General features: G+C 66.9%; 18 protein-coding genes. 9 read left to right on the top strand and 9 right to left on the bottom strand.

Annotated features, from left to right (window positions below):
- Nucleotides 1–43 precede the first annotated feature (43 nt).
- A complete protein-coding gene (locus AC5WJ1_RS17655; RefSeq protein ID WP_135703886.1) occupies nt 44–334 on the top strand; it encodes an antibiotic biosynthesis monooxygenase family protein in 291 nt (96 codons plus the stop codon).
- A gap of 7 nt (nt 335–341) precedes the next feature.
- Entirely contained in the window at nt 342–980 is a 639-nt protein-coding gene (locus AC5WJ1_RS17650; RefSeq protein WP_135703887.1) for a CDP-alcohol phosphatidyltransferase family protein, read from the top strand.
- A gap of 44 nt (nt 981–1,024) precedes the next feature.
- On the opposite strand, the gene AC5WJ1_RS17645 is transcribed toward AC5WJ1_RS17650, so the two are convergent.
- Complete coding sequence (locus AC5WJ1_RS17645) at nt 1,025–2,326, bottom strand: MFS transporter (RefSeq protein ID WP_135703888.1); 1,302 nt, start codon at nt 2,324–2,326, stop codon at nt 1,025–1,027.
- A 106-nt stretch (nt 2,327–2,432) separates the two neighbouring features.
- Nucleotides 2,433–3,026, bottom strand: a complete 594-nt coding sequence (locus AC5WJ1_RS17640; protein ID WP_494476824.1) for a TetR/AcrR family transcriptional regulator — start codon at nt 3,024–3,026, stop codon at nt 2,433–2,435.
- Nucleotides 3,027–3,154: 128 nt separating this feature from the next.
- Between AC5WJ1_RS17640 and AC5WJ1_RS17635 the strand changes: the two genes are divergently transcribed.
- Nucleotides 3,155–3,922 carry an SDR family NAD(P)-dependent oxidoreductase gene (locus AC5WJ1_RS17635; protein WP_135703890.1) on the top strand — a complete coding sequence of 256 codons (768 nt, stop codon included), beginning with the start codon at nt 3,155–3,157 and terminating at the stop codon, nt 3,920–3,922.
- A gap of 137 nt (nt 3,923–4,059) precedes the next feature.
- Nucleotides 4,060–4,491, top strand: coding sequence for a cupin domain-containing protein (locus AC5WJ1_RS17630; RefSeq protein WP_133093288.1), 432 nt, complete (start codon nt 4,060–4,062; stop codon nt 4,489–4,491).
- Here AC5WJ1_RS17630 and AC5WJ1_RS17625 read toward each other — a convergent pair.
- The 3 genes from AC5WJ1_RS17625 to AC5WJ1_RS17615 are packed head-to-tail and all read right to left on the bottom strand — an operon-like array spanning nt 4,475 to nt 8,038.
- A complete protein-coding gene (locus tag AC5WJ1_RS17625; RefSeq protein WP_135703891.1) occupies nt 4,475–5,467 on the bottom strand; it encodes a tripartite tricarboxylate transporter substrate-binding protein in 993 nt (330 codons plus the stop codon). The genes AC5WJ1_RS17630 and AC5WJ1_RS17625 overlap by 17 nt on opposite strands.
- A 35-nt stretch (nt 5,468–5,502) precedes the next feature.
- Nucleotides 5,503–7,005 carry a M81 family metallopeptidase gene (locus tag AC5WJ1_RS17620; RefSeq protein WP_494476823.1) on the bottom strand — a complete coding sequence of 501 codons (1,503 nt, stop codon included), beginning with the start codon at nt 7,003–7,005 and terminating at the stop codon, nt 5,503–5,505.
- Between the two features lie 34 nt (nt 7,006–7,039).
- Nucleotides 7,040–8,038 carry a Bug family tripartite tricarboxylate transporter substrate binding protein gene (locus tag AC5WJ1_RS17615; RefSeq protein WP_494476822.1) on the bottom strand — a complete coding sequence of 333 codons (999 nt, stop codon included), beginning with the start codon at nt 8,036–8,038 and terminating at the stop codon, nt 7,040–7,042.
- A 205-nt stretch (nt 8,039–8,243) separates the two neighbouring features.
- Here AC5WJ1_RS17615 and AC5WJ1_RS17610 point away from each other — a divergent pair, with 205 nt between their 5' ends.
- From AC5WJ1_RS17610 to AC5WJ1_RS17590, 5 genes are all read left to right on the top strand, one after another.
- Nucleotides 8,244–9,269 carry a LysR family transcriptional regulator gene (locus AC5WJ1_RS17610; protein WP_240745780.1) on the top strand — a complete coding sequence of 342 codons (1,026 nt, stop codon included), beginning with the start codon at nt 8,244–8,246 and terminating at the stop codon, nt 9,267–9,269.
- 299 nt (nt 9,270–9,568) lie between these two features.
- Nucleotides 9,569–10,594, top strand: coding sequence for an acetamidase/formamidase family protein (locus AC5WJ1_RS17605; protein WP_133093283.1), 1,026 nt, complete (start codon nt 9,569–9,571; stop codon nt 10,592–10,594).
- A gap of 91 nt (nt 10,595–10,685) precedes the next feature.
- Nucleotides 10,686–10,913 (top strand): XapX domain-containing protein, encoded by a 228-nt coding sequence (locus AC5WJ1_RS17600; protein ID WP_135703896.1) that lies wholly within the window; start codon nt 10,686–10,688, stop codon nt 10,911–10,913.
- A gap of 15 nt (nt 10,914–10,928) precedes the next feature.
- Nucleotides 10,929–11,120: a DUF1427 family protein gene (locus AC5WJ1_RS17595; RefSeq protein ID WP_063240339.1), complete on the top strand. Its 192-nt coding sequence runs from the start codon at nt 10,929–10,931 to the stop codon at nt 11,118–11,120.
- Between the two features lie 99 nt (nt 11,121–11,219).
- Entirely contained in the window at nt 11,220–13,610 is a 2,391-nt protein-coding gene (locus tag AC5WJ1_RS17590; RefSeq protein WP_494476821.1) for an acetamidase/formamidase family protein, read from the top strand.
- Nucleotides 13,611–13,627: 17 nt separating this feature from the next.
- On the opposite strand, the gene aspA is transcribed toward AC5WJ1_RS17590, so the two are convergent.
- The 4 genes from aspA to AC5WJ1_RS17570 all read right to left on the bottom strand — a co-directional run bounded on the left by aspA (nt 13,628) and on the right by AC5WJ1_RS17570 (nt 19,546).
- Nucleotides 13,628–15,073: an aspartate ammonia-lyase gene (gene aspA / locus AC5WJ1_RS17585; RefSeq protein WP_195427441.1), complete on the bottom strand. Its 1,446-nt coding sequence runs from the start codon at nt 15,071–15,073 to the stop codon at nt 13,628–13,630.
- Between the two features lie 31 nt (nt 15,074–15,104).
- Nucleotides 15,105–16,121: a ribonuclease Z gene (locus AC5WJ1_RS17580; protein ID WP_135703899.1), complete on the bottom strand. Its 1,017-nt coding sequence runs from the start codon at nt 16,119–16,121 to the stop codon at nt 15,105–15,107.
- A gap of 338 nt (nt 16,122–16,459) precedes the next feature.
- A complete protein-coding gene (locus AC5WJ1_RS17575) occupies nt 16,460–17,578 on the bottom strand; it encodes an NAD(P)H-dependent flavin oxidoreductase (RefSeq protein WP_195427439.1) in 1,119 nt (372 codons plus the stop codon).
- Nucleotides 17,579–17,806: 228 nt separating this feature from the next.
- Complete coding sequence (locus AC5WJ1_RS17570) at nt 17,807–19,546, bottom strand: sigma-54 interaction domain-containing protein (protein WP_218959483.1); 1,740 nt, start codon at nt 19,544–19,546, stop codon at nt 17,807–17,809.
- Nucleotides 19,547–19,564: the final 18 nt, after the last annotated feature.

The raw sequence follows: 19,564 nt of genomic DNA, 5'->3' as shown, positions 1-19,564 counted from the left end.
GCCGGCGTGCGCCGGCCTCCTACCCAAAGGTAATAGAACCGCCATGATCAAGGAAATCGCTCAACTCACCATCAAGCCCGGCATGGAGCAGCAGCTCGAACAGGGCGTCAGCCAGGCCAAGCCGCTCTTCCTGCGCTCGCGCGGCTGCCATGGCGTGCAGCTGTTCCGCTCGATCGAGCAGCCCGAGCAGTACACGCTGGTGGTCGACTGGGAGACCGTGGAGGACCACATGGTCCACTTCCGCGAATCGCCGGAATTCCAGCAATGGCGTGCGCTGGTGGGCGATACCTTCGCTGCACCGCCGAGCGTGCACCACGTATCGCAGGCCCTGTAAGCGCGCGATGAACACACGGCCGGAGCGTCCCCGCCATTTCTCGATGCTGCGCGAACTGCAGCTTGCCGACGTGTTCACGCTCGGCAATGCAGCCTGTGGCATGGGGTCGGTTTTCTTCGCCATGTTCTACGTGGCGGACCAGCAGCTGTCGCACTTCTACACGGCCGCGGCGCTGGCGCCGCTGGCCTTTATCTTCGACGTGCTCGACGGCCGCATCGCGCGCTGGCGCCATGCCCATTCGGCGCTGGGGCGCGAGCTCGATTCGCTGGCCGACGTGATCTCGTTCGGCGTGGGGCCGGCCACGCTGGCGTTTGCCGCCGGCATGCGCGGCGGCTGGGACCTGGCCATCCTGATCTACTTCGTCTGCTGCGGCGTGAGCCGGCTGGCGCGCTTCAACGTCACCGCCGAAACGCTGGCCGCCGGCAGCGACAGCGGCAAGGTGGCGTATTTCGAAGGCACGCCGATCCCGACCAGCGTGCTGCTCACCGCCGTGCTGGCATGGTGTGCCTGGCAAGGACAGCTGGGTGGCGACCTGCCTGGCGGCGCCTGGGTGCTGGGCCCTGCCGTGCTGCATCCGCTGGCGCTGCTGTTCGCGCTGTCGGGCACGCTGATGGTCAGCAAGACGCTGCGCATCCCCAAGTTCTGAAGAATGACCCGGTGCGTGCGGGAACCCGCGCGCACTGCGTGGGCTCACGCGCGAACGGGCTCCGCCATGCTTGCCGCACGCTTGCGGCTGGCCATCAGCGCCAGCAGCGCCGCCACCAGGCAGGCCGCGCCGGCGGCATACAGCGCCGGCGTATAGGTCAGCAGCAGCGTGCGGGTCATCCCCGCGCCGAACGCCGCCACGGCCGCGCCGATCTGGTGGGCCGCGAAGATCCAGCCGAACACGACCGGCGCGCGCTCGCGCCCGAACGCGGTGGCGGCCAGCTTGACCGTCGGCGGCACGGTGGCGATCCAGTCCAGCCCGTAGAACATGGCAAAGATCGACAGGCCGTACAGCGTGAAGGTCGAATGCGGCAGCCAGAACAGCGACAGGCCGCGCAGCGCGTAGTACCAGAACAGCAGCTTGCGGCTGTCATAGCGGTCCGACAGCCAGCCCGACAGGATCGTGCCGACGAAGTCGAAGGCGCCCATCATCGCCAGTGCCGACGCCGCCGGCACCGGGCCCATGCCGAAGTCGCCGCAGAGCGCGATGAAATGCGTCTGGATCAGGCCATTGGTGCTCAGGCCGCAGATAAAAAAGGTGCCGGCCAGGACCCAGAACGCCTGCGTGCGCGCCGCATCGCGCAGCACCGCGAACGGCGCGCGCAGCGTCAGCGGCGCCGGGGGGGCGGACGGCTGCACCGGCGCCGCGGCCGGGACTTCGCCGAACGCCGCCAGGCCCACGTCGGCGGGACGGTTGCGCATCAGGCCTAGCACCAGCACGGCCAGCAGCGCGCACGCGGCCAGCACGGGCAGCACGGCGACGCGCCAGCCCATATGCTCGATCAGCCAGGCGGCCACCGGCAGGAACGCGAGCTGGCCGGTGGCCGAACTGGCGGTCAGCAGGCCGATGACCAGCCCGCGCCGCGCGCTGAACCAGCGGTTGGCGACCACGGCAGCCAGCACCAGCGCGGTCAGCCCGGAGCCGACGCCCAGCATCAGCCCCCACGCCACGAAGAGCTGCCACAGCTCGGTCGACACCGTTGCCAGCGCCATGCCGCCCGCGATCAGCGCCAGCGCCGCGCAGACCACGTTGCGCACGCCGAAGCGCTCCATCAGGATGGCCGAGAACGGCGCCATCAGCCCGAATAGCGCAAAGCGGAAGGCAAGGATCGACGAGATCTCGTCGGTGTTCCAGCCCATCTCGCGCGCCAGCGGCGACAGGAACGCCCCGGGCAGGCCGAGCGCGGCCGAGGTGGTAAGCATCACCAGGAAGGTAAGGGCGGCGACCAGCCACGCGTAGTGGATGCCGCGCCGGTCGAGCCGGCGGGAAAGGGCTTGCGCGAACATTGGGTTTCTCTGACCTCGGAGTTGGGGTGGCGACAGGCGAAAGGGGCCCAGCCCGCCAGCCCGTAGGTGGCAGGGGGAAGGGCCCGGCACGTGGTTAAGGGGGGCGCTAGGCGGAACTGCCCAGCAAACGGTTGCGGACGGCGTAGAGCATGGCCTCGGAAAGCGGATCGCCCGCGGTTGCGCGCGCCAGCGTCAGCGCGCCGACCAGCATGGCCATGCGGATCAGGGCTTCTTCCTCGCGCACCCGCGGGTCATCGCTGGCTACGGTCGTGGCCATCTCATCGACCAGTACCTTGAAGCCGTCCAGGTAAGCCTGCCGCACCGGCTTGTCGGCGGGCTCGCGCGCAACGTCCACCGCCAGCGATGAGGCAGCGCAGCCGGCGCCAGGGTTGGCGCAGTGCGCAGCCGTCAGGTACGGCTCGACCAGGTTGGCCAGCATGGTGTGCCGGTCGCCGTTGGCGCGCGCCAGCCGGCGTTCCCAGCGCGCGGCGGATTCTTCAAAGGCGCGCTTGCAGGCCTGCGCGGCGAGCGCGTCCTTGGAAGCAAAGTGGCCATAGAAGCCGCCGTGGGTCAGGCCGGCGCCGGCCATCAGCTCGGCGACGCTGACGCCGTTCAATCCGCGCTCGCGGAACAGCCGCGACGACGCTTGCTCGATCGCCTCGCGGTTCTTGTCGGCTTGTTCGCGTGATGCGCGTGCCATGTGAAGGACTCCTCGGAATTCTGCCTTGACTGCAGTTTAGATGATGGCCATACTTTATTCAATAGATGTCAGTCATCATCTATAGAGCCGGAAAAACAGCAGCCATCCCCATTCAGGAGTTATTCACCATGCACAACCTTTTCGATCTGAGCGGCCGCGTTGCCGTCATCACCGGATCCACCCGCGGCATGGGCCTCGCCATGGCGCGGGCGCTCGGCAACGCCGGCGCCGCCGTGGTGGTATCGGGACGTGACGGCGAAGCCGCGCGCACCGTCGCCGCGCAGCTGGAAGCGGACGGCATCCGGGCCACCGGCATCGCCTGTGACATTGCCGACGTCGACAGCGTGCGCGCCTTCGCCGAGCAGGCTCTGGCCGCGTACGGCCGGGTCGATGCGCTGGTCCTCAACGCGGCGGCCGGCGCCACGCCGGGTTCCATGCTGACGCAAGGCCCCGAGCTGTTCGATGCGGCCATGGCCGGCAATGTGCGCGGCAACCTGATGCTGGTGAACGCGCTGGCGCCGCAGATGGCCGAGCGCCGCGATGGCTCGATCACTTTCATGTCGAGCATCGCGGCGAAGCGCGGCTCGGCGTTCCTTGGCCTGTACAGCGTGACCAAGGCAGCGATCGACCAGGCCATGCGCAGCCTTGCGCTGGAGCTCGGCCCGTCCGGCATCAACGTCAATGCCATTAACCCGGGCCCGGTGCGCACGGAATTCTCGCGCGATGCCTTGTGGGGCGACCCGGAGCGCGAAGCGCGGCTGGCCGCGGGCGTGCCGATGCGCCGCATCGGCGAGGCGGAGGACGTGGCGGGGCTGGCGGTGCTGCTGGCCGCGCCGGCCGGACGCTATATCCATGGCCAGAGCATCGGCGTGGATGGGGGCTTGTCGGCGCAGTAAGGCGATGCGCGGCCAGGCGCAGCGGCGCGATTGAACGGCCATCGGCAAATCACTATGATGAATTTCCCGATGGCCGATAAGGCCTGGAAATGCCGGCGTGGCGCCCCTGGCGAGCCGAGAGAGCGGAGCATTGCATCATGCAGACAACGAGCGCGAGCATTCCGTCGACCCTGGTGGCGGTGCGCCCGGACCGGGAAATCGCCACCAGCCAGAAGCTGCCGTATTTCGTTGGCATTTCCGGCACGACGGCAGGCGCGAGGGCATTGTCGATGCACCTTGTCGTGGTCCCACCCGGCGCGCACGCGGAAGCCCATGTCCATTGCGAGCACGAGACCGCCATCTACGTGCTGGAGGGCAGGGTGGAAACCCGCTACGGCCCCGGCTTGCGAGATTCCGTGGTCACCGGGGCGGGCGAGTTCCTGTTTATCCCGCCCGGTGTTCCGCACCAGCCATTTAATCTCAGCGCCACCGAGCCGGCCCGCGCCATCGTTGCCCGCAACAGCCCGGAGGAGCAGGAGCGGGTACTGCCGTACGATCCTGCCGCGGATACGACTACTCGGTCGCCGTAAAGCCGGAAGCCATGACTACAGGCTTCCACCGCCCCCGCTGGTCCTGGATGGTCTGACGCAGTGCCGCGGCCGGCTGGCCGTTCAGTTCCATGCCCAGCGTCGCCATCCTGTCGCGGAGGTCGCGCGCGCGGACAGCCTCCAGCAGCGCCTTCTCCAACCTGGCAACGGCGGCGGGCGGGGTGCCCGCCGGCACGAACGCAGAGTACCAACCGGAGGCCGTCTCGAAGCCGGGGGCGCCGGCTTCTGCCAGCGTCGGCACGTCAGGCAGCAGCGATGAACGCCTGGTGCCGGTAACGCCGAGGAAGCGGATCTTGCCGGCGCGGTACAGCTCCATCTGCCCGGCAATGGCGTCGATGCCGATGGGCAGCGTGCCGCCGATCTCATCGGTCAGCATCATCACCACGCCGCGGTACGCCGTGGGCGTCAGCGGCACGCCGATTTCCTTGCCGAGGGTGACGACGCCGAAATGAATGCTGCCGCCGAGGGTCACCAGTCCGACGCCGCCTTTCGAGGGATCGCGCTTCACCCACGCCAGGTATTCCTGCATGGTCCGGTACGGCTGGCCGACGCTGGTCGATGCCACCAGCGGCACATCTGCCAGGTACGCGACAGGGACCAGGTCCTTGTCCGGGTCGTAGGGCAGCTGTTTGTAGGTCAGTGGAAAGATCGTGAACGGCGGCGCCGGTGAAATCAGCAACGTCTTGCCGTCGCCGGGTGAGCGCCGGACATTGTCCAGCGCCAGCCGGGCTGAAGCGCCCGGACGATTTTCCACCAGGACCGGCGTGTCGAGGGAGGCGCGCAGCTTCTCGGCCAGCGCACGCGCAAAGATGTCGAGGGCGCCGCCAGGCGCGAATCCAACCACGATGCGCAGCGGGGTATCGGGGGGGGCCGCGAGCGCGGTGGCCGGCAAGACGCCCATGCCCAAGGCAAGGGAAATGCCGACTGCGAGGTTGCGCAGTGCGAATCGGACCGGCATGGTGTCTCCTTTGGGAAGCGAGAATACATCGATCATCAGAACGTCTGGAGCGCGGCGTGTTCGTCCAGCGGATAGATGGGGCGGCTCAGGTTGCGGAAGGGAAACTGGCTGTAGTCCGAGTTGCAGACGCCAGGGCCTGCCACCAGCACGATGTCCTTCGCGATCGGCTCGAAGCCGGCGCGGAAATGCTGGCGCGACTTGATCAGGACATACTTGCGGCGCGACAGGTCGATCCCGGCGTGGGTGAAGACGCCAGTATCGAATGGCTCCTGCGGCTTCTCGCAGACGACGACCAGCGTGCCGTCCACGTCAAGCACCGCTGTCCGGCCGAGGCTGAGCCGCATGCCCGTGAACATCGGCCCGGTCACCTGGTAGGCGCCATCGGTGATGGCGCGAACCTGTCCGGTCAGGCGTAGCGGCTTGCCTTTCAGGCCGAGCGCGGGCATGTCGGTCTTGCCGCCGACGTCGACCGTCACGGTCGTGCCCACACCCGCCTCGATCATCAGGGCTACGGCACCCGGATCCCAGAAGGGCCCGGCGACAACGTCCTTCAGTCCCTGCCGCAGCACCTCACCAAGCACCGTCATCTCGTCGGTCGGCCCGCCCGCACCGCAATTGTCGCCGTGGTCGACGAGGATCACGGGGCCGGCCTTGGCTTCGCGTGCGCGAGCGATGGACGTTTCCATGGGTTCGAGCGGAAAGACGAAGTCGGCGCGGCGCTCCCATGCTGCGGCGCTGAGTTCGTCGAGCAGCTGGGTGCCCGCCTCGGCATGGGCTGCATCGGCGACCACGACCACCGTCAGGCCGACATGTGGAATATCCGCAAGCGGAAAGCCGCCGAAGATCGACACGTTCAGCACCTCGCCATCGCGCTCCGCGGCGATGGCTCGATCCATGATGTCCTTCATCGGTTGCTCGCGCGGTGTCTGGCGCAGCATGTGGGTGAGCATCGGCAGCGTGCGCCACAGCATGACCGGGCGGACTTCGCCACGGATTGCCGCCATCAGCGTCTGCGCAGCGCGCGCTCCGGTCTCATACACGTCCACATGCGGATAAGTCCGGTAGCCGGCAATGACCGTGGCATTGTCCACCAGTGCCTTGCTGAAGTTGGCATGGAAATCGAGCGATACCGCGATCGGCACCTCCGGCGCGGCGGCGCGGATCCGGACAAGCAGTTCGCCTTCGGCATCCGCAAGGCCTTCGGCCACCATTGCACCGTGCAGGTCGAGCATGACGGCGTCGCAGCCTTCGCGCACGGCCTCGATGATGGTGGCCGACATCGATTCGAAGGCTTCCCGTGTCACCACGCCGCTAGGTACGGCATTTGCCATCAGGGGCATCACGAACTGGTCGCCCTGGGCGACCACCAGGTCCATGAACGCCGCCGCAGCGCTGTTGGTGCCCTGGCAGGCGCGCACGGCGTCGTCGCCATACAGCGGACCATCGGTGCTGCTGCCGCGGCTGAAGGCGGACAGCGGCGTGGGAATCGGCGAGAAGGTATTGGTCTCATGCCGCATCAGGGCGATGACGAAGCGCATTGGGCGAGCTCCAGAAAATGGGTCGGACGTGATGTCAGTTGGATTCGAGATTGACCGTGCGAGCGATGGCGCCGTAGCGCACGGTCTCGGCGTGGATCAGGCGGCGGCTCTCGGCGGGCGTGGTGAGGACCGGTTCGTAGGCGAGCGACTGCAGCCGCTCGACGAAATCAGTCTCCTGCATGCTGGCGCGCACCTCCCGGTACAGCCGCTCGACGACGGCTTCGGGTGTGCCGGCCTTGGCGACCAGCGCCAGGTTGGCGCGGACGAGCAGGGCATCCTTGCTGTCAGCGGCCTGCCGCTGGAGCTTGGGGAACTGCGCGACCGCCGCCGTTTGCAGCACGGCCAGCGGCTTGACCTTGCCGTCGCCGACGTAGCTGATGGAGGAGCCGATGACATCCACATGGGCATCGGTCTGGCCGCCGATCAGGTCCGACATGGCCGGCGGAGAGCCGCGATACGGCACGATGGTGAAGTCCAGTCCGTTGCGTCGCTTCCAGTCCGCCAGGCCGAGATGCGCCGCGCCGGCGACAGCATTGATGCTGATCGAGACCTTGCCCGGGTGCTTGACGATGTAGTCCCTGAGCTCGGTCAGGTTCATCTGCTTGCGGTCCACCCGCGTGACGATCCAGTGCGGCACGGTACTCACGATGGTGACGGGCGTGAAATCCCGGTCGGGGTTGTAGCGCAAGCCCTTGACGGTATGCGGATTGATGTTCAGCGTGCCGTCGCTCGCGAGCAGCAGCGTATTGCCGTCGGCCTTCTCCTTCAGTACCGACATGACGCCCGGCACGGTAGCGCCGCCAGCGATGTTCTCGACCACCACCGGCTGCCCGAGCCGCTGTTCCAGCTTGCGCGCCAGGGTGCGGCCTACGATGTCATAGGAACCGCCCGCGGGAAACGGCACCACCAGCCGCAGCGGCCGATCCGGCCATGCCGCGGCAGCGGCGGGTTGAATCGCGACAAGCATGGTGCCCACCGTGGCGGCTGCCATGACCCCGCGTACGATCCTGGCAATAGTGTTCAGCGTGATCATCGGTTCTCCTCCTGGGGTCTTGCGCCGCCTTGTATTGATGGAATGCCGCCGACTATAAGGGATCGAGGTCTTTACCCAAAAGCGAATAAAAGTCACTGTAGATAAACCAAATGGTTAACTCTTAAAATGCGGCTATCTCCCCGTCACTAGTTTTCCACCGATGCCGAATGATCCTGCCCGCGCCGTCCGGGAATCCGCCCAGTCCATGCTTGGTCGCCTGAAACTTCGTCATCTCCGCCTCGTTCTTGCGCTCAGCGAAGCGGGTACGGCCGCGGCGGTGGCCGAGCGCCTGCACGTCAGTCCGGCTGCGGTGTCGAAGGCATTGGGGGAAATCGAGGATATTGTCGGCACGCCGCTCTATGTCAGGAGCCGACGCGGCCTGGTGCTGACCGAGCCCGGCCGCGAGATGGCGGCTCACGCCAAGGTGCTGCTGGCGCAGTTCGAGCGGCTGGCGGAATCGCTGCACGCGGTGCGTGCCGGCAGCCAGGGCGAGCTGCGCATCGCCTTTCGGACGATCTCGGTGCAGCCGCTGCTGGCGCAGGCCATGACCGATTTCCACCGTGACAATCCGCGCGTGGAAATCAGCGTGATCGAAGGCGGCATCGGCGAAATGACGGAGCAGCTTGTCGACGGCTCGCTCGACCTGCTGTTTGCCTACGACGACCCTCGCCTGTCCCGGCCGGAATTGCGGACCACGCCCGTGGTGCCGGCGCAGAAGGTCGTCATTGTGGCCAGCCGCGACCACCCGCTGCTGGCGCGCCGCAAGATCGCGGCACAGGCCTTGTCTTCAGAGCGGTGGTGCATACCTGCGGCCGGATCGCGCATGCTCCACCTGCTGCACACGGCCTTCCACGCCTTTGGCGTTGCGCCACCGGCATCGGGAATCCGCACGAGCGATGTCGCCGCGACCGCAAGCCTCATGCAGACAGGGCATTACCTGGCAGTCTTCCCCGAGCGCATCGCCGCGCAGCTCTGCGAGGCCAAGGTCGCACGCATTCTGCGCTTCGACCTGCGCAGCCACGTGGAGCCGGTGGTCGTGGTCTGGAATGGCGAAGTCACGCCGCGGCCCGCGGCGCAGCGTTTCCGTGACCTGGTCGTGGAACGGGCCAACCCCGGCGCCTGGCGGCACGAAGGCGTGCCGGTGCTGGGCGCGCGTGCCGTGGCCGCGGCGGGCATGGTGGATCGCGAACCGAAGCCGTCAGCGAATCGTAAGCCGCGCGCGTCCCACTGATGCCCAGATCGTGCCGCCCCAGCGCACGTTTACCCTAGTACGCGCCAGCACAAGTCTTTGGGGCGTATCGCCCTATCGGTCATGCACCGGCCCTCTCTAGTATGGATTCACCGCGCGGCACCGAAAGCACTGCGGCGCGGCATCCGGGCTTCCCTGCCTGGACGTGAATCGCCGGGCTCAATGACGGCGATTCATGAGAAACACGAATAGCCGATATCCCCCTCCCTGCCTGACCGGATACAGCCGATCACCGAGTGAGCGGCTGGGGATGCGGCTGCGAAAAAAATCCAGGAGACGACATGCTGCATGACCTGCCCGCCCGCCCCGAGACCATCCACTGGGGCTATTTCGATGCCACCAAGGCGCCCGCCCTGACCGTGAAAAGCGGGGACCTCATCCGCGCCGAAGCGGTGACCCATCACGCCGGCGATGCGCCAGACCTGATGATGGATGCCGCCATCCGCGAGATCTACCGGACCATCCCGCACGATGACCGCAACCCGGGCGTGCATATCATGACCGGGCCGATCTATGTCGAGGATGCCAGGCCCGGCGATATGCTGGAGGTGCGCTATCTCCAGATGATCCCGCGCTTTCGCTTCGGGGCCAACGTTGCGGCGCACTGGGGGCAGCTCTACCGGGAGTTCGAGAAAGAGCGGGTCACGATCTACGAGCTGGACCAGGCCTCCAACACCGCGCATGCGCTCTATGCCTTCGACTATCCCGGCAAGCTGACCACGCCCGGCAAGGTGGTCGACGACCGCGAATGCTGCCGCCAGCCGGCGCTTGCCGGTGTGCGCGTGCCGGTGCGCCCCCATCTTGGCACGGCCGGGGTCGCGCCCGACAAGCGCGGCCGGGTCACTACCGTCGAGCCCGGGCTGCATGGCGGCAATATCGACAACTGGCGTATCGGCGCGGGGGCCACCATGTACTATCCCGTCCAGGTCGATGGCGCGCTGTTCTCGATCGGCGACCCGCATATCTCGCAGGGCGACGGCGAAATCAGCGGCACGGCGATTGAAGCCTCGCTGAACGTGTTGTTCCAGGTGATCCTGCGCAAGGATTTCCACTTCCCTTCGCCGCTGCTGGAAACGCCCGACTGCTGGGTCGTGCACGGTTTCCACGAGGACCTCGATGAAGCCGGCAAGAACGCGGCCCGCGACATGATCCAGCTGCTGACCGAGCAGCAGGGCCTCTCGCGCGACGATGCCTACTCGCTGATGAGCGTGTCGGCCGACTTCGGCGTGACGCAGGTCGTCGATGGCACGCAGGGCATCCATTGCACCATGCCGCGCGCGATCTTTCCCCCGAAAGGCAAGGGCTGAACTGGCATCCTCATCGAACCCTCGCACCGCCGGACGCCCACCGCCGCAAGGCGGGGAGGGCCCGCGCGGCTGCGGAACCGGAGATACGCGCATGCAATACGTCTACGTAGGACGCAACGAATGGGTGGCCCTGATCGTCGGCCTGGTCACCGGCACCCTGTATTCCTGGCTGGACTTGCCGATTCCCGCGCCCAATGTCACCGGCGGGATCTGCGCCATTCTTTTTACTTACCTCGGCTACCTGATCGTGCAGGCGTTGCGCAGGACGATCGCCTTCGGGCGCCCGCCGCAAGGCAGCCAGGGCAACGGAATTTCCTGAGAGCGGGAGAACGACATGGTCGAAATTGCATTGGGGACGACCGAGTTGCAGGCAGCGGCCGTCGGACTGGTGACTGGTATTGTCTACACTGCTGTTCGTGCGCCGATACCGGCGCCTAACGTGCTCGGCGGCATCTTCGCCATCTTCGGCACATTTGCCGGTTTCGTGCTGGTTGCCGCAATGCGGGGCCAACTGCTGGTCGGATAGCCCGGCGGGCTGAAGGACCTTGCATGAGATGCCTGAAGCGTTGGCGGACAACCATGTCCGCCAATTGCGCTGTTGCAGAACGCTGCCTGGGAGGCTGAATTGCACCTTTTGCGCTTTTCCACCGAAGCCTATCCGCACAAGCGGCGCGGCGCCGCCTGGCGCGACGAACTCAGGGTCGCGCGCCTGCATTGCGAAAGCCTGTGCGCGGATCACACCCTGCACGGCACGATCCAGTCGCGGACAACGCCCGCGGGGGTCGAGCTGGCGTGCATCTCGTCGGTTCCACAGACCCTGAGCATTGCCGCGGGAGGCGGGCGCGGCATGATGCTGCTGATGCTGGTCGAAGGTAACGCCACCCTCGCCGCGCCGGACCTGCGCGAGCCGCTGCGGCCGGGCCAGCTGGCATGCGTGCCGCAGCAGGACTCCCGAAAGCTGGTGCTGAGCACCGGCTTCCGTCTGATGGCGGTACACATCGGCCAGGCCTTGCTCGGCGCAAGGATCACGGCCCCGCTGCCGGGCGCCGCGCTGATGCTTTCCGGTGATTCGGCCGAGCTGTTTGCCCGGCTGCTGCAATCGATGGCGCTCAGTTTCGATACGGTAGTGGCCGCCGAGGGCAAGGCGCTCCAGCCGTTCGAGAACACCATCATTTCGTGCCTGGGCGCGGTCCTTGCGGACAGCCGGGCAACGCCGGCCGCGGACATGACGCCATCGCGGTCCGCCATCTTTGCGCGCGTCTGCAGCCGCATCAACGCCCGCCTTTCGGAACCCGAGCTCAGCCTTGCCGCCATTGCCGCGGACGAGCGCCTGTCGGCCCGCTACCTGCAGAAGCTCTTCGAGAAATCGGGCAGCAGCTTTTCATCCTATCTGCGCACCAGCCGGCTTGACCGATGCCGGGCCGATCTGGCCAACGCGCAGTATGAAAAGCTCTCGATTGCCGATATCTGCTATCGCTGGGGCTTCAACGACCCGTCCTATTTCAGCCACGCGTTTCGCGAACAGTTCGGGATCTCGCCGCGCGCATACCGCGACCAGATGGCGATCGCGCCCGCGCCCCGGCCACCGCAGAAAGTGTCGCGCGGACTTCCCGCGCACGCGAGGCTTGCGCCTGGCATGCGCGCAGCGCCGCCCGGTGATGGCCCGGTTGGCGCGCAACAAGCAGCCCCGGCCGTGGTTTCCATTGCCCAGGCGCGCGCGCATGCCGCACGCCACGAAGGCCGGCACCACTGGCTGCAGGCGACGGACAAGACCGTGCATTGGGGTTACCTGAGCCATGAACTGCAGCCGGTACTGGAGGTACAGTCGGGCGACACGGTCACGATCGAGACGCTGACCCAGCACGCATCGGACGACCGCGAGCGCATGATCGAGGGGGATCCCGGCGCGGAAAGCGTCTTCCACTGGACCGCGGAGCAGAAGAACGTGAACCGGCGCGGCGCCGGGCCGATCGATGCGTCGGTCTATGGCCGTGGTGCCGGAGAAGGCTTCGGCGTCCATATCTGCACCGGCCCGGTCGCGGTTCGTGGCGCCATGCCCGGCGATGTCCTCGAGGTGCGCATCCTCGACGTACGTCCGCGGCGGTGCGCCAACCCGCGCTTTGCCGGCAAGGCCTTCGGCAGCAACGCTTCGACCTGGTGGGGGTTTCACTACCGCGACATGCTGACGGAACCGCGCGAGCGCGAGGTGGTCACCGTGTTCGAGATCGATTGCGAACGTGCCGACGGTTGCGCGCGCGCGGTCTATAGCTTTCGCTGGACGCCGCAGCGCGATCCCTTCGGCGTGCTGCATCCGACCATCGACTATCCCGGCGTGCCGGTCGACCATGCCACCATCAGCAAGAACTACGACGTGCTGCGCGACGTGGCCATACCGGTCCGGCCGCACTTCGGCGTCATCGCCGTGGCGCCGGCGCAGGACGGGCTGATCGATTCCATCCCGCCATCGAGCTTCGCCGGAAACCTGGACAACTGGCGGGTCACGCGGGGCGCTACCGTCTACCTCAGGGTTGGCGTTCCGGGCGCGTTACTGTCGATTGGCGATCCCCATGCCTCGCAGGGAGACTCGGAACTATGCGGAACGGCCATCGAATGCTCGCTCACCGGAGACTTCCAGCTGGTCCTGCACAAGAGCACCATGATTGAACGCGGGGCTCCATTTGCCGACCTGAGCTACCCGTTGGTAGAGACCGCCGACGAGTGGATACTGCATGGCTTCAGTTCACCCAATCACCTGACCGAGCTGGGCAAGACGGCACAGAGCGATATCTACCTGAAATCCACGCTCGACGATGCCATGCGCGATGCCTTCCGCAAGGCGCGCCGCTTCCTGATGACGGTCAAGGGGCTGACCGAAGACGAGGCGGTCACCCTGATATCGGTCGCCGTCGATTTCGGGGTGACGCAGGTCGTCAATGGCAACTGGGGCATCCATGCCATCATCAAGAAGTCGTTGTTTGCCGGCACACCTGCCGGGCGTGATTACGGCCAGGGATGAGCCACGGCGAATCCTGTTCATGGCTTGCCGGTGGGCTTGCCTGCAGGTTTGTCGGCGAGCTTGTCCGCACGGGGCCGGATCAGCGTTTCGGGCCGCAACGCCTCGTCGAGCGCTTCGGCGGTCATCAGGCCCCGCGCCAGCACAACTTCGCGGATGGTGGTGCCCTTGGCATGGGCCTCGGCGGCGACGGAGGTCGCGTTCTTGTAGCCGATCACGGGATTGAGCGCGGTCACCAGGGCGATCGAGCGCTCGATGGTTTCGCGCAAGCGTTCAGGGTTGGCGGTAATGCCGTCGACGCACTTCTGCGCCAGCGTCAGGCAGCCATTGGTCAGGTGCCGGAAGCTGCGTAGCAGGCTGGCGGCAATCACCGGCTCGAAGGCATTGAGCTGCAACTGGCCGGCCTCCGCGGCAAAGGTGATGGTGGTGTCGTTGCCGAACACCTCGAAGGCGATCTGGTTGACAACCTCCGGAATGACGGGATTGACCTTGCCGGGCATGATCGACGAGCCCGCCTGCATCGGCGGCAGGTTGATCTCGCCGAAGCCCGCGCGCGGCCCGCTCGACAGCAGCCGCAGGTCGTTGCAGGTCTTGGACAGCTTGACGGCAATGCGCTTGAGCACGCCGGAGATCTGCACGAAGGCGCCGCAATCCTGCGTGGCCTCCACCAGGTTGGGCGCGAGGCACAGGTCGATGCCCGTGATCCGCCGCAACGCGGCCAGGGCCTTCGGCGCGTAGTCGGGATGCGCGGTGATGCCGGTGCCGATCGCGGTGGCGCCCAGGTTGATTTCGCGGATCAGCAAAGCGGTTTCGCGCAGGCGCGCCATGTCTTCCTCGAGCATGACCGCGTAGGTGGAGAATTCCTGGCCGAGCGTCATCGGGACCGCATCCTGAAGCTGGGTGCGGCCAAGCTTGAGCAGGCCGGAGAACTCCGTCGCCTTGCGGTCGAACGCGGCGCGCAGGACTTCCATCGCTTCGAGCAGGTGCTCGATGGCGAAATACGTGGCAATGCGCAGCGCGGTTGGATAGACGTCGTTGGTGCTTTGCGCCATATTCACGTGCTCGTTCGGGTGCAGGAACTGGTATTCGCCCTTGCGGTGCCCCATGTGCTCGAGCGCGCGGTTGCAGATGACCTCGTTGGCATTCATGTTCGTCGATGTGCCGGCGCCGCCCTGGATCGTGTCGACAATGAACTGGTCGTGCAGCTTGCCTTCGCGCACGTCATGGCAGGCGGCCAGGATGGCGTCGCGCAGCGTGGCGGGCAGCAGGGCGAGTTCGGCATTGGCCTCGGCGGCGGCCTGCTTGACGGAGGCCAGCGCAATGATCAGCTCCGGCCACGATGAGATGGGGGTGCCGCTGATCTGGAAGTTCTCCCAGGCCCTGAGGGTGTGGACGCCGTAGTAGGCATCGGCAGGCACCTGGCGTTCGCCAAGCAGGTCGGCTTCGGTGCGATGGGTATTGGTCATGACGCGATTCGATAAGGGTTGATGCGGCTGCTCAACGTCGCAGGTGCTCCCGGGCCGCCTGCACTTCACTGGCCATCTCCTCCGCACGGCCACGGTAACGCGGCGAGAAATGGAACGGCGTCACCGCGCGGGCGCCAATGCAGGACGCGATCCGGCCAGCCTGGGCGGCGGTCAGGTGGTTCTTGCGCAGGGCGTGGGCGCGATCCGCTTCCAGGAACACGCTCTCGATAAAGAGATGGTCGACGCCCTGCATCAGGTTCGACAGCGCCTGCATGTTGTCGCTGGTATCGCGCAGGTCGGTCGCATAGCCGATGCGCTGGCCAGGCGTGGCGTCAAGGATCAGGCGGCTTAGTTCGCCGACCGTTCGCGTTACCGCATGGTCGCCGCCGCTGTCGCGCCATTGCACGGGAATCGGCGTGTCGACGGGGGCACCGGTCAGGACCGCATGCTTAAGCTCGCGCAGCCACGCGCCTTTTGTCATGCCCGATGCGCCAAGGCGCTCCTTGTCGACGCCGAGCCGGACCTTTTCTTCGACGATGTAGGACAGGCAGGGAATGCCGTGGTCGACAAAGCAGGCGCGCACTCGGAATGTTGTCTCGTCATGCACGATATCGCCGCATTGCTCAGTCGTCGCGACTGCCACACTGGCAAAGCGGTCCCGGCTTGAAAACCGCGCGCTGCGGATGTGGCCATCCAGTGCAAGCTCGAACGCCTCAACGACCAACTCCAGGTCATAGCGGTGCACGACATTCCAGGTATAGGCACGCAGCTTATGCCCGACTTGCGCCACGAACCCGGGCCCGCCGTACAGCGCGATGGACGGCTTGCGCCCGAGCAGTACGCGCAGCAGGTGGTCGAAGCCGGAAAAGTGATCCATATGGGTATGCGTGACGAACACATGCGACACGCGCATCAGATTGCGCGGCATCAGCGCCGTGATGTCGCCCAGGTCGAAGAGCAAGGCGCGCCGTTCGTCGAGAAAGTCGACGAACAGGACGGGGTCGCCGAAGACGTCATTGACGAGGCGGGCTTGCAGCAGGGGACGCATGGTCACACGCGCGGGGGAAATCAGGAGAGGCAAGGTGCCTGTGCGGGCACATAGGCCGATTACCGGGCCCTTGTATCAGAATAGGACGCTCCGGTTTGCGGCGCTTCCACCGAATCCCTGTCTCCGACAGGTGGCCTTTTTTTCGCGTGCGCCGGGCGATTTCGCGGGGTTCTCATCCCTCACCGGCAGTGATGGAAGGCATCACCAAAGATGTTTTACGTGAGCGGTCCGGCCACCTGATTTAGGCATACCCAACCTTATCGGCATCCCTGCTGCAGATCAAGACATCACGCCGGCCGGCCCGCTGCATCGCTGACACGGCGGCCGGCATGGCGATGCTAGGCGGCCACGTGTTGCAGGGAGGCCAGGCGCGCAATCGCGTCCCGCAGTTCCGACTGCAGCCGTCCGACCAGTTCGGCCGCGGGCAGCGCTCGCGCCAGCGGCACCGCCTGTCCCGCCCACTGGGCCGCATAGTCGGCGCTTCCCGTGGCCTTGGCGGCAGCGTGGAGCGCCTTGCCGGCGTCATACGTGGTGGGGTAGTCGGGGATGGCGGGCGCGTCCGGATGCTCGCCCAGTGCCGTGAGGCGGTTCGCAAAGCCCCGGGCGGCGCGGCCGGAGATGGCGCGCGTGAGCGTGGTGGGGCGCTTGCTGTCCGCCGCGAGGGCGCTGCGATAGGCGGCGTCGACCGCCGTCTCGGGGCAGGCGATGAATGCGGTGCCAAGCTGCGCCGCTTGCGCGCCGAGCGCCAATACCGCGGCAATGCCCGCGCCATCCATGATGCCGCCGGCTGCGATCACCGGCAGGCTCGTCTTCTGCACCAGGACACGCACCAGCGCCAGCGTGCCGAGGCCCTCGTCGTAGGCGGCCGGATCGAACACGCCACGATGGCCGCCCGCTTCGATGCCCTGCGCGACAATGGCGTCGATGCCCGCCGCTTCGATCTGGCGCGCCTCTTGCAACGAGGTCGCGCTGGCCAGCAGCACGATGCCCGCGCTGCGCAGGGCATCGATCTTCTGCTGCGCGGGAAGGCCGAAATGAAAGCTCACGACTGCGGGTTTCTCTTCCAGCAGCATGCGCAGCATGTCCTCGTCTTCGACGAAGCTCTTGTAGATTTCGCGCAGCGTGGCGGGGGCCGTGCCGCCGTGCTTCAGGAAGTGCGGGGTGAGATAGTCCAGCCAGGTCTTTTCGCGCGCGGGATCGGGCTGGGCCGGCGCATGGCAGAACAGGTTGACATTGAACGGCCTGCCGGTCAGTGCCCGGGTCTCGCGGATCGCCTTGCGCGCGCCCTCGGCGTCCATGGCACCGACGCCGAGCGAACCAAGGCCGCCGGCCTCGGACACGGCAGCCGCCAGCGCGGGCGTGCCGACGCCTGCCATCGGCGCCTGGATGATCGGCGTGGAAATATGCAGGCGCGCAAGCAGGCCGCGGCCGTTGTCCAGGGGCTTCGATGTTTCCATGTGCAGTTCCTATGTTGAATCGCCCGGCGCCTAAACGCTCCGGGCAGAAAGCGGTTGCAGCCCGCAATGGCGCGCAAGCGGGCGCTGGTCAGTCATGGCGCAGTTCGCGCACGAAGGCCTCGTATGCGACGGGCTCATGAATGCAGGCGCTGGTCAGGCCCGGTCGCGATCGGTCGACGCACATTCTATCGACATCGGCGACGGTGCCGATAGGGCGGTGGCGCGCGCCTATTTCGATTGCGACGGGTTCGGCCCGCGTTCCAGGATCTTGTACAGGTGCGAGCGGGAAATCCGCAGTTGCTCGGCTGCGCGCTTCTTGTTGCCGCCATGGCGCGCGACCGCGTCCATCACCGCGGCATAGGCCAGTTCCTTCATGCCCGCGGCCGGGTCGCCCGGCGTGCGAAGTGCGGAAGAGGGCGATGGCAGCTCGTCCGCCGCGGAAGCCTCATATCGATGCGCTTGCCCGGCCGCATGCACATGGGGCTGGCTTTCCAGCCCCGATAGCCCGCGCGCCGATTCGCCGCGTGCGAAGTCCGCTACGCGCAGCGTCCGGCCATCGCAGAAGACCAGCGCTTCCTCGATGCGCTGGCGCAGTTGGCGCACATTGCCGGGCCAGGGCTGGCCGGCGAGGTGGCGCGCCACCTCGTGGTCGATGCCTGGCGCCGGCATGGCGTTGCGCGCGCAGAAGGCGTCGACGAAATGCTGCAGCAGAGCCGGGATGTCCTCGCGCCGCTGGCGCAGCGCGGGAATGCGAAGCACCACGCCGCTGAGCCGGTAGTACAGGTCGAGGCGGAAACGCCCGGCATCGATCAACTCGGGAATGTCGCGGTTGGTGGCCGAGACCAGCCGGAAGTCGACCCGCTGCGCGCGGCGGCTGCCCAGGCGTTCGACCATGTGGTCTTCGAGCACGCGCAACAGCTTGACCTGCATCTCCATCGGGATGTCGGCGACCTCGTCGAGAAAGACCGTGCCGCCCGCTGCCAGCTCGAGCTTGCCCGCCTGTCCCTGGCGCTGGCTCCCGGTAAAGGCGCCGGGCGCATGGCCAAACAGTTCGGATTCGATCAGCGTGGCTGGCAGGGCGGCCAGGTTCAGGCTGACCAGCGGACGGGCGCTGGCCGGCTCGGCTCCGGCGCCGTGGATGGCGCGGGCCACCAGCTCCTTGCCGGTGCCGCTTTCGCCCAGGATCAGCACCGGCACGTCAAGGCGTGCCACGGTCTGGATTTCGCGGCGCAGGCGCTGCATCGGCGCGCTTTCGCCGATCAGGCCAAAGGTCGGCTGCCGCTCGGGCAAGCCGTCGCGCAGGTGATCAAACTCGCGCTGGTAACGCGCCACTTCCGAACGCAGCTCGACCAGTTCCTTGTGCATGCGGCCCAGGGCTTCGGGCCCCTTGAACATGACCTGGCCGATGGCGCCCACCACCTCGCCGTCCTGGCGGATCGGCATGCGGTTGACCACGCGGGTGGCGCCGTCGAGCTGCTGCAGCTGCCCGATCTCCGCCTTCCCGCTGGCCACCACCTGCGGCAGCCGCGAATTGGGGATGACCTCGGCCGCCGGGCGGCCGATGCCGGCACCGGTGTCGAGGCCCAGGAATTTCTCGTGGACGGGGCTGATGAAGCGCACCCGTCCCTCCTTGTCGACCACGGTGATGGCCTGGTAGGGATCGTTCAGGAAGTGGTCCAGGATCGCGCCGGCGAAGGGCACTGTGCCCAGGAAGTCGAGCAGCACGGCCTGTGTGTCGGTGCGATGCAGAAGGATCAGCTGGTGGTCGCCGTCTTCCAGGCTCAGGCCGATGAAGCGCCGGGTGCCTGCCTCGACGGGGAAAAGCCGGCGCCCCTCGCCCGGCGCCTGCGCGTGTGCGCATGCGGTGAACGCCGCGTCGGCAATGGCCGGGTCGGTACAGGCTCCGATCGCCGCCAGCCGGGAGCCGTCGCGAGAACAGACCAGCACCCCGAGCGCGATCCCACTCATGTCTTGTGTCGTCACTGA

Source organism: Cupriavidus sp. MEYA8 (genome assembly GCF_059278825.1).
The sequence above is the reverse complement of the archived record's forward strand: the minus strand, read 5'-3'. Positions and strand labels throughout refer to the sequence as shown.

Coding starts and splice junctions, on each gene's coding strand:
- AC5WJ1_RS17655 (WP_135703886.1), top strand. CDS start 44: ATGATCAAGGAAATCGCTCAACTCACCATCAAGCCCGGCATGGAGCAG.
- AC5WJ1_RS17650 (WP_135703887.1), top strand. CDS start 342: ATGAACACACGGCCGGAGCGTCCCCGCCATTTCTCGATGCTGCGCGAA.
- AC5WJ1_RS17645 (WP_135703888.1), bottom strand. CDS start 2,326: ATGTTCGCGCAAGCCCTTTCCCGCCGGCTCGACCGGCGCGGCATCCAC.
- AC5WJ1_RS17640 (WP_494476824.1), bottom strand. CDS start 3,026: ATGGCACGCGCATCACGCGAACAAGCCGACAAGAACCGCGAGGCGATC.
- AC5WJ1_RS17635 (WP_135703890.1), top strand. CDS start 3,155: ATGCACAACCTTTTCGATCTGAGCGGCCGCGTTGCCGTCATCACCGGA.
- AC5WJ1_RS17630 (WP_133093288.1), top strand. CDS start 4,060: ATGCAGACAACGAGCGCGAGCATTCCGTCGACCCTGGTGGCGGTGCGC.
- AC5WJ1_RS17625 (WP_135703891.1), bottom strand. CDS start 5,467: ATGCCGGTCCGATTCGCACTGCGCAACCTCGCAGTCGGCATTTCCCTT.
- AC5WJ1_RS17620 (WP_494476823.1), bottom strand. CDS start 7,005: ATGCGCTTCGTCATCGCCCTGATGCGGCATGAGACCAATACCTTCTCG.
- AC5WJ1_RS17615 (WP_494476822.1), bottom strand. CDS start 8,038: ATGATCACGCTGAACACTATTGCCAGGATCGTACGCGGGGTCATGGCA.
- AC5WJ1_RS17610 (WP_240745780.1), top strand. CDS start 8,244: ATGCTTGGTCGCCTGAAACTTCGTCATCTCCGCCTCGTTCTTGCGCTC.
- AC5WJ1_RS17605 (WP_133093283.1), top strand. CDS start 9,569: ATGCTGCATGACCTGCCCGCCCGCCCCGAGACCATCCACTGGGGCTAT.
- AC5WJ1_RS17600 (WP_135703896.1), top strand. CDS start 10,686: ATGCAATACGTCTACGTAGGACGCAACGAATGGGTGGCCCTGATCGTC.
- AC5WJ1_RS17595 (WP_063240339.1), top strand. CDS start 10,929: ATGGTCGAAATTGCATTGGGGACGACCGAGTTGCAGGCAGCGGCCGTC.
- aspA (WP_195427441.1), bottom strand. CDS start 15,073: ATGACCAATACCCATCGCACCGAAGCCGACCTGCTTGGCGAACGCCAG.
- AC5WJ1_RS17580 (WP_135703899.1), bottom strand. CDS start 16,121: ATGCGTCCCCTGCTGCAAGCCCGCCTCGTCAATGACGTCTTCGGCGAC.
- AC5WJ1_RS17575 (WP_195427439.1), bottom strand. CDS start 17,578: ATGGAAACATCGAAGCCCCTGGACAACGGCCGCGGCCTGCTTGCGCGC.
- AC5WJ1_RS17570 (WP_218959483.1), bottom strand. CDS start 19,546: ATGAGTGGGATCGCGCTCGGGGTGCTGGTCTGTTCTCGCGACGGCTCC.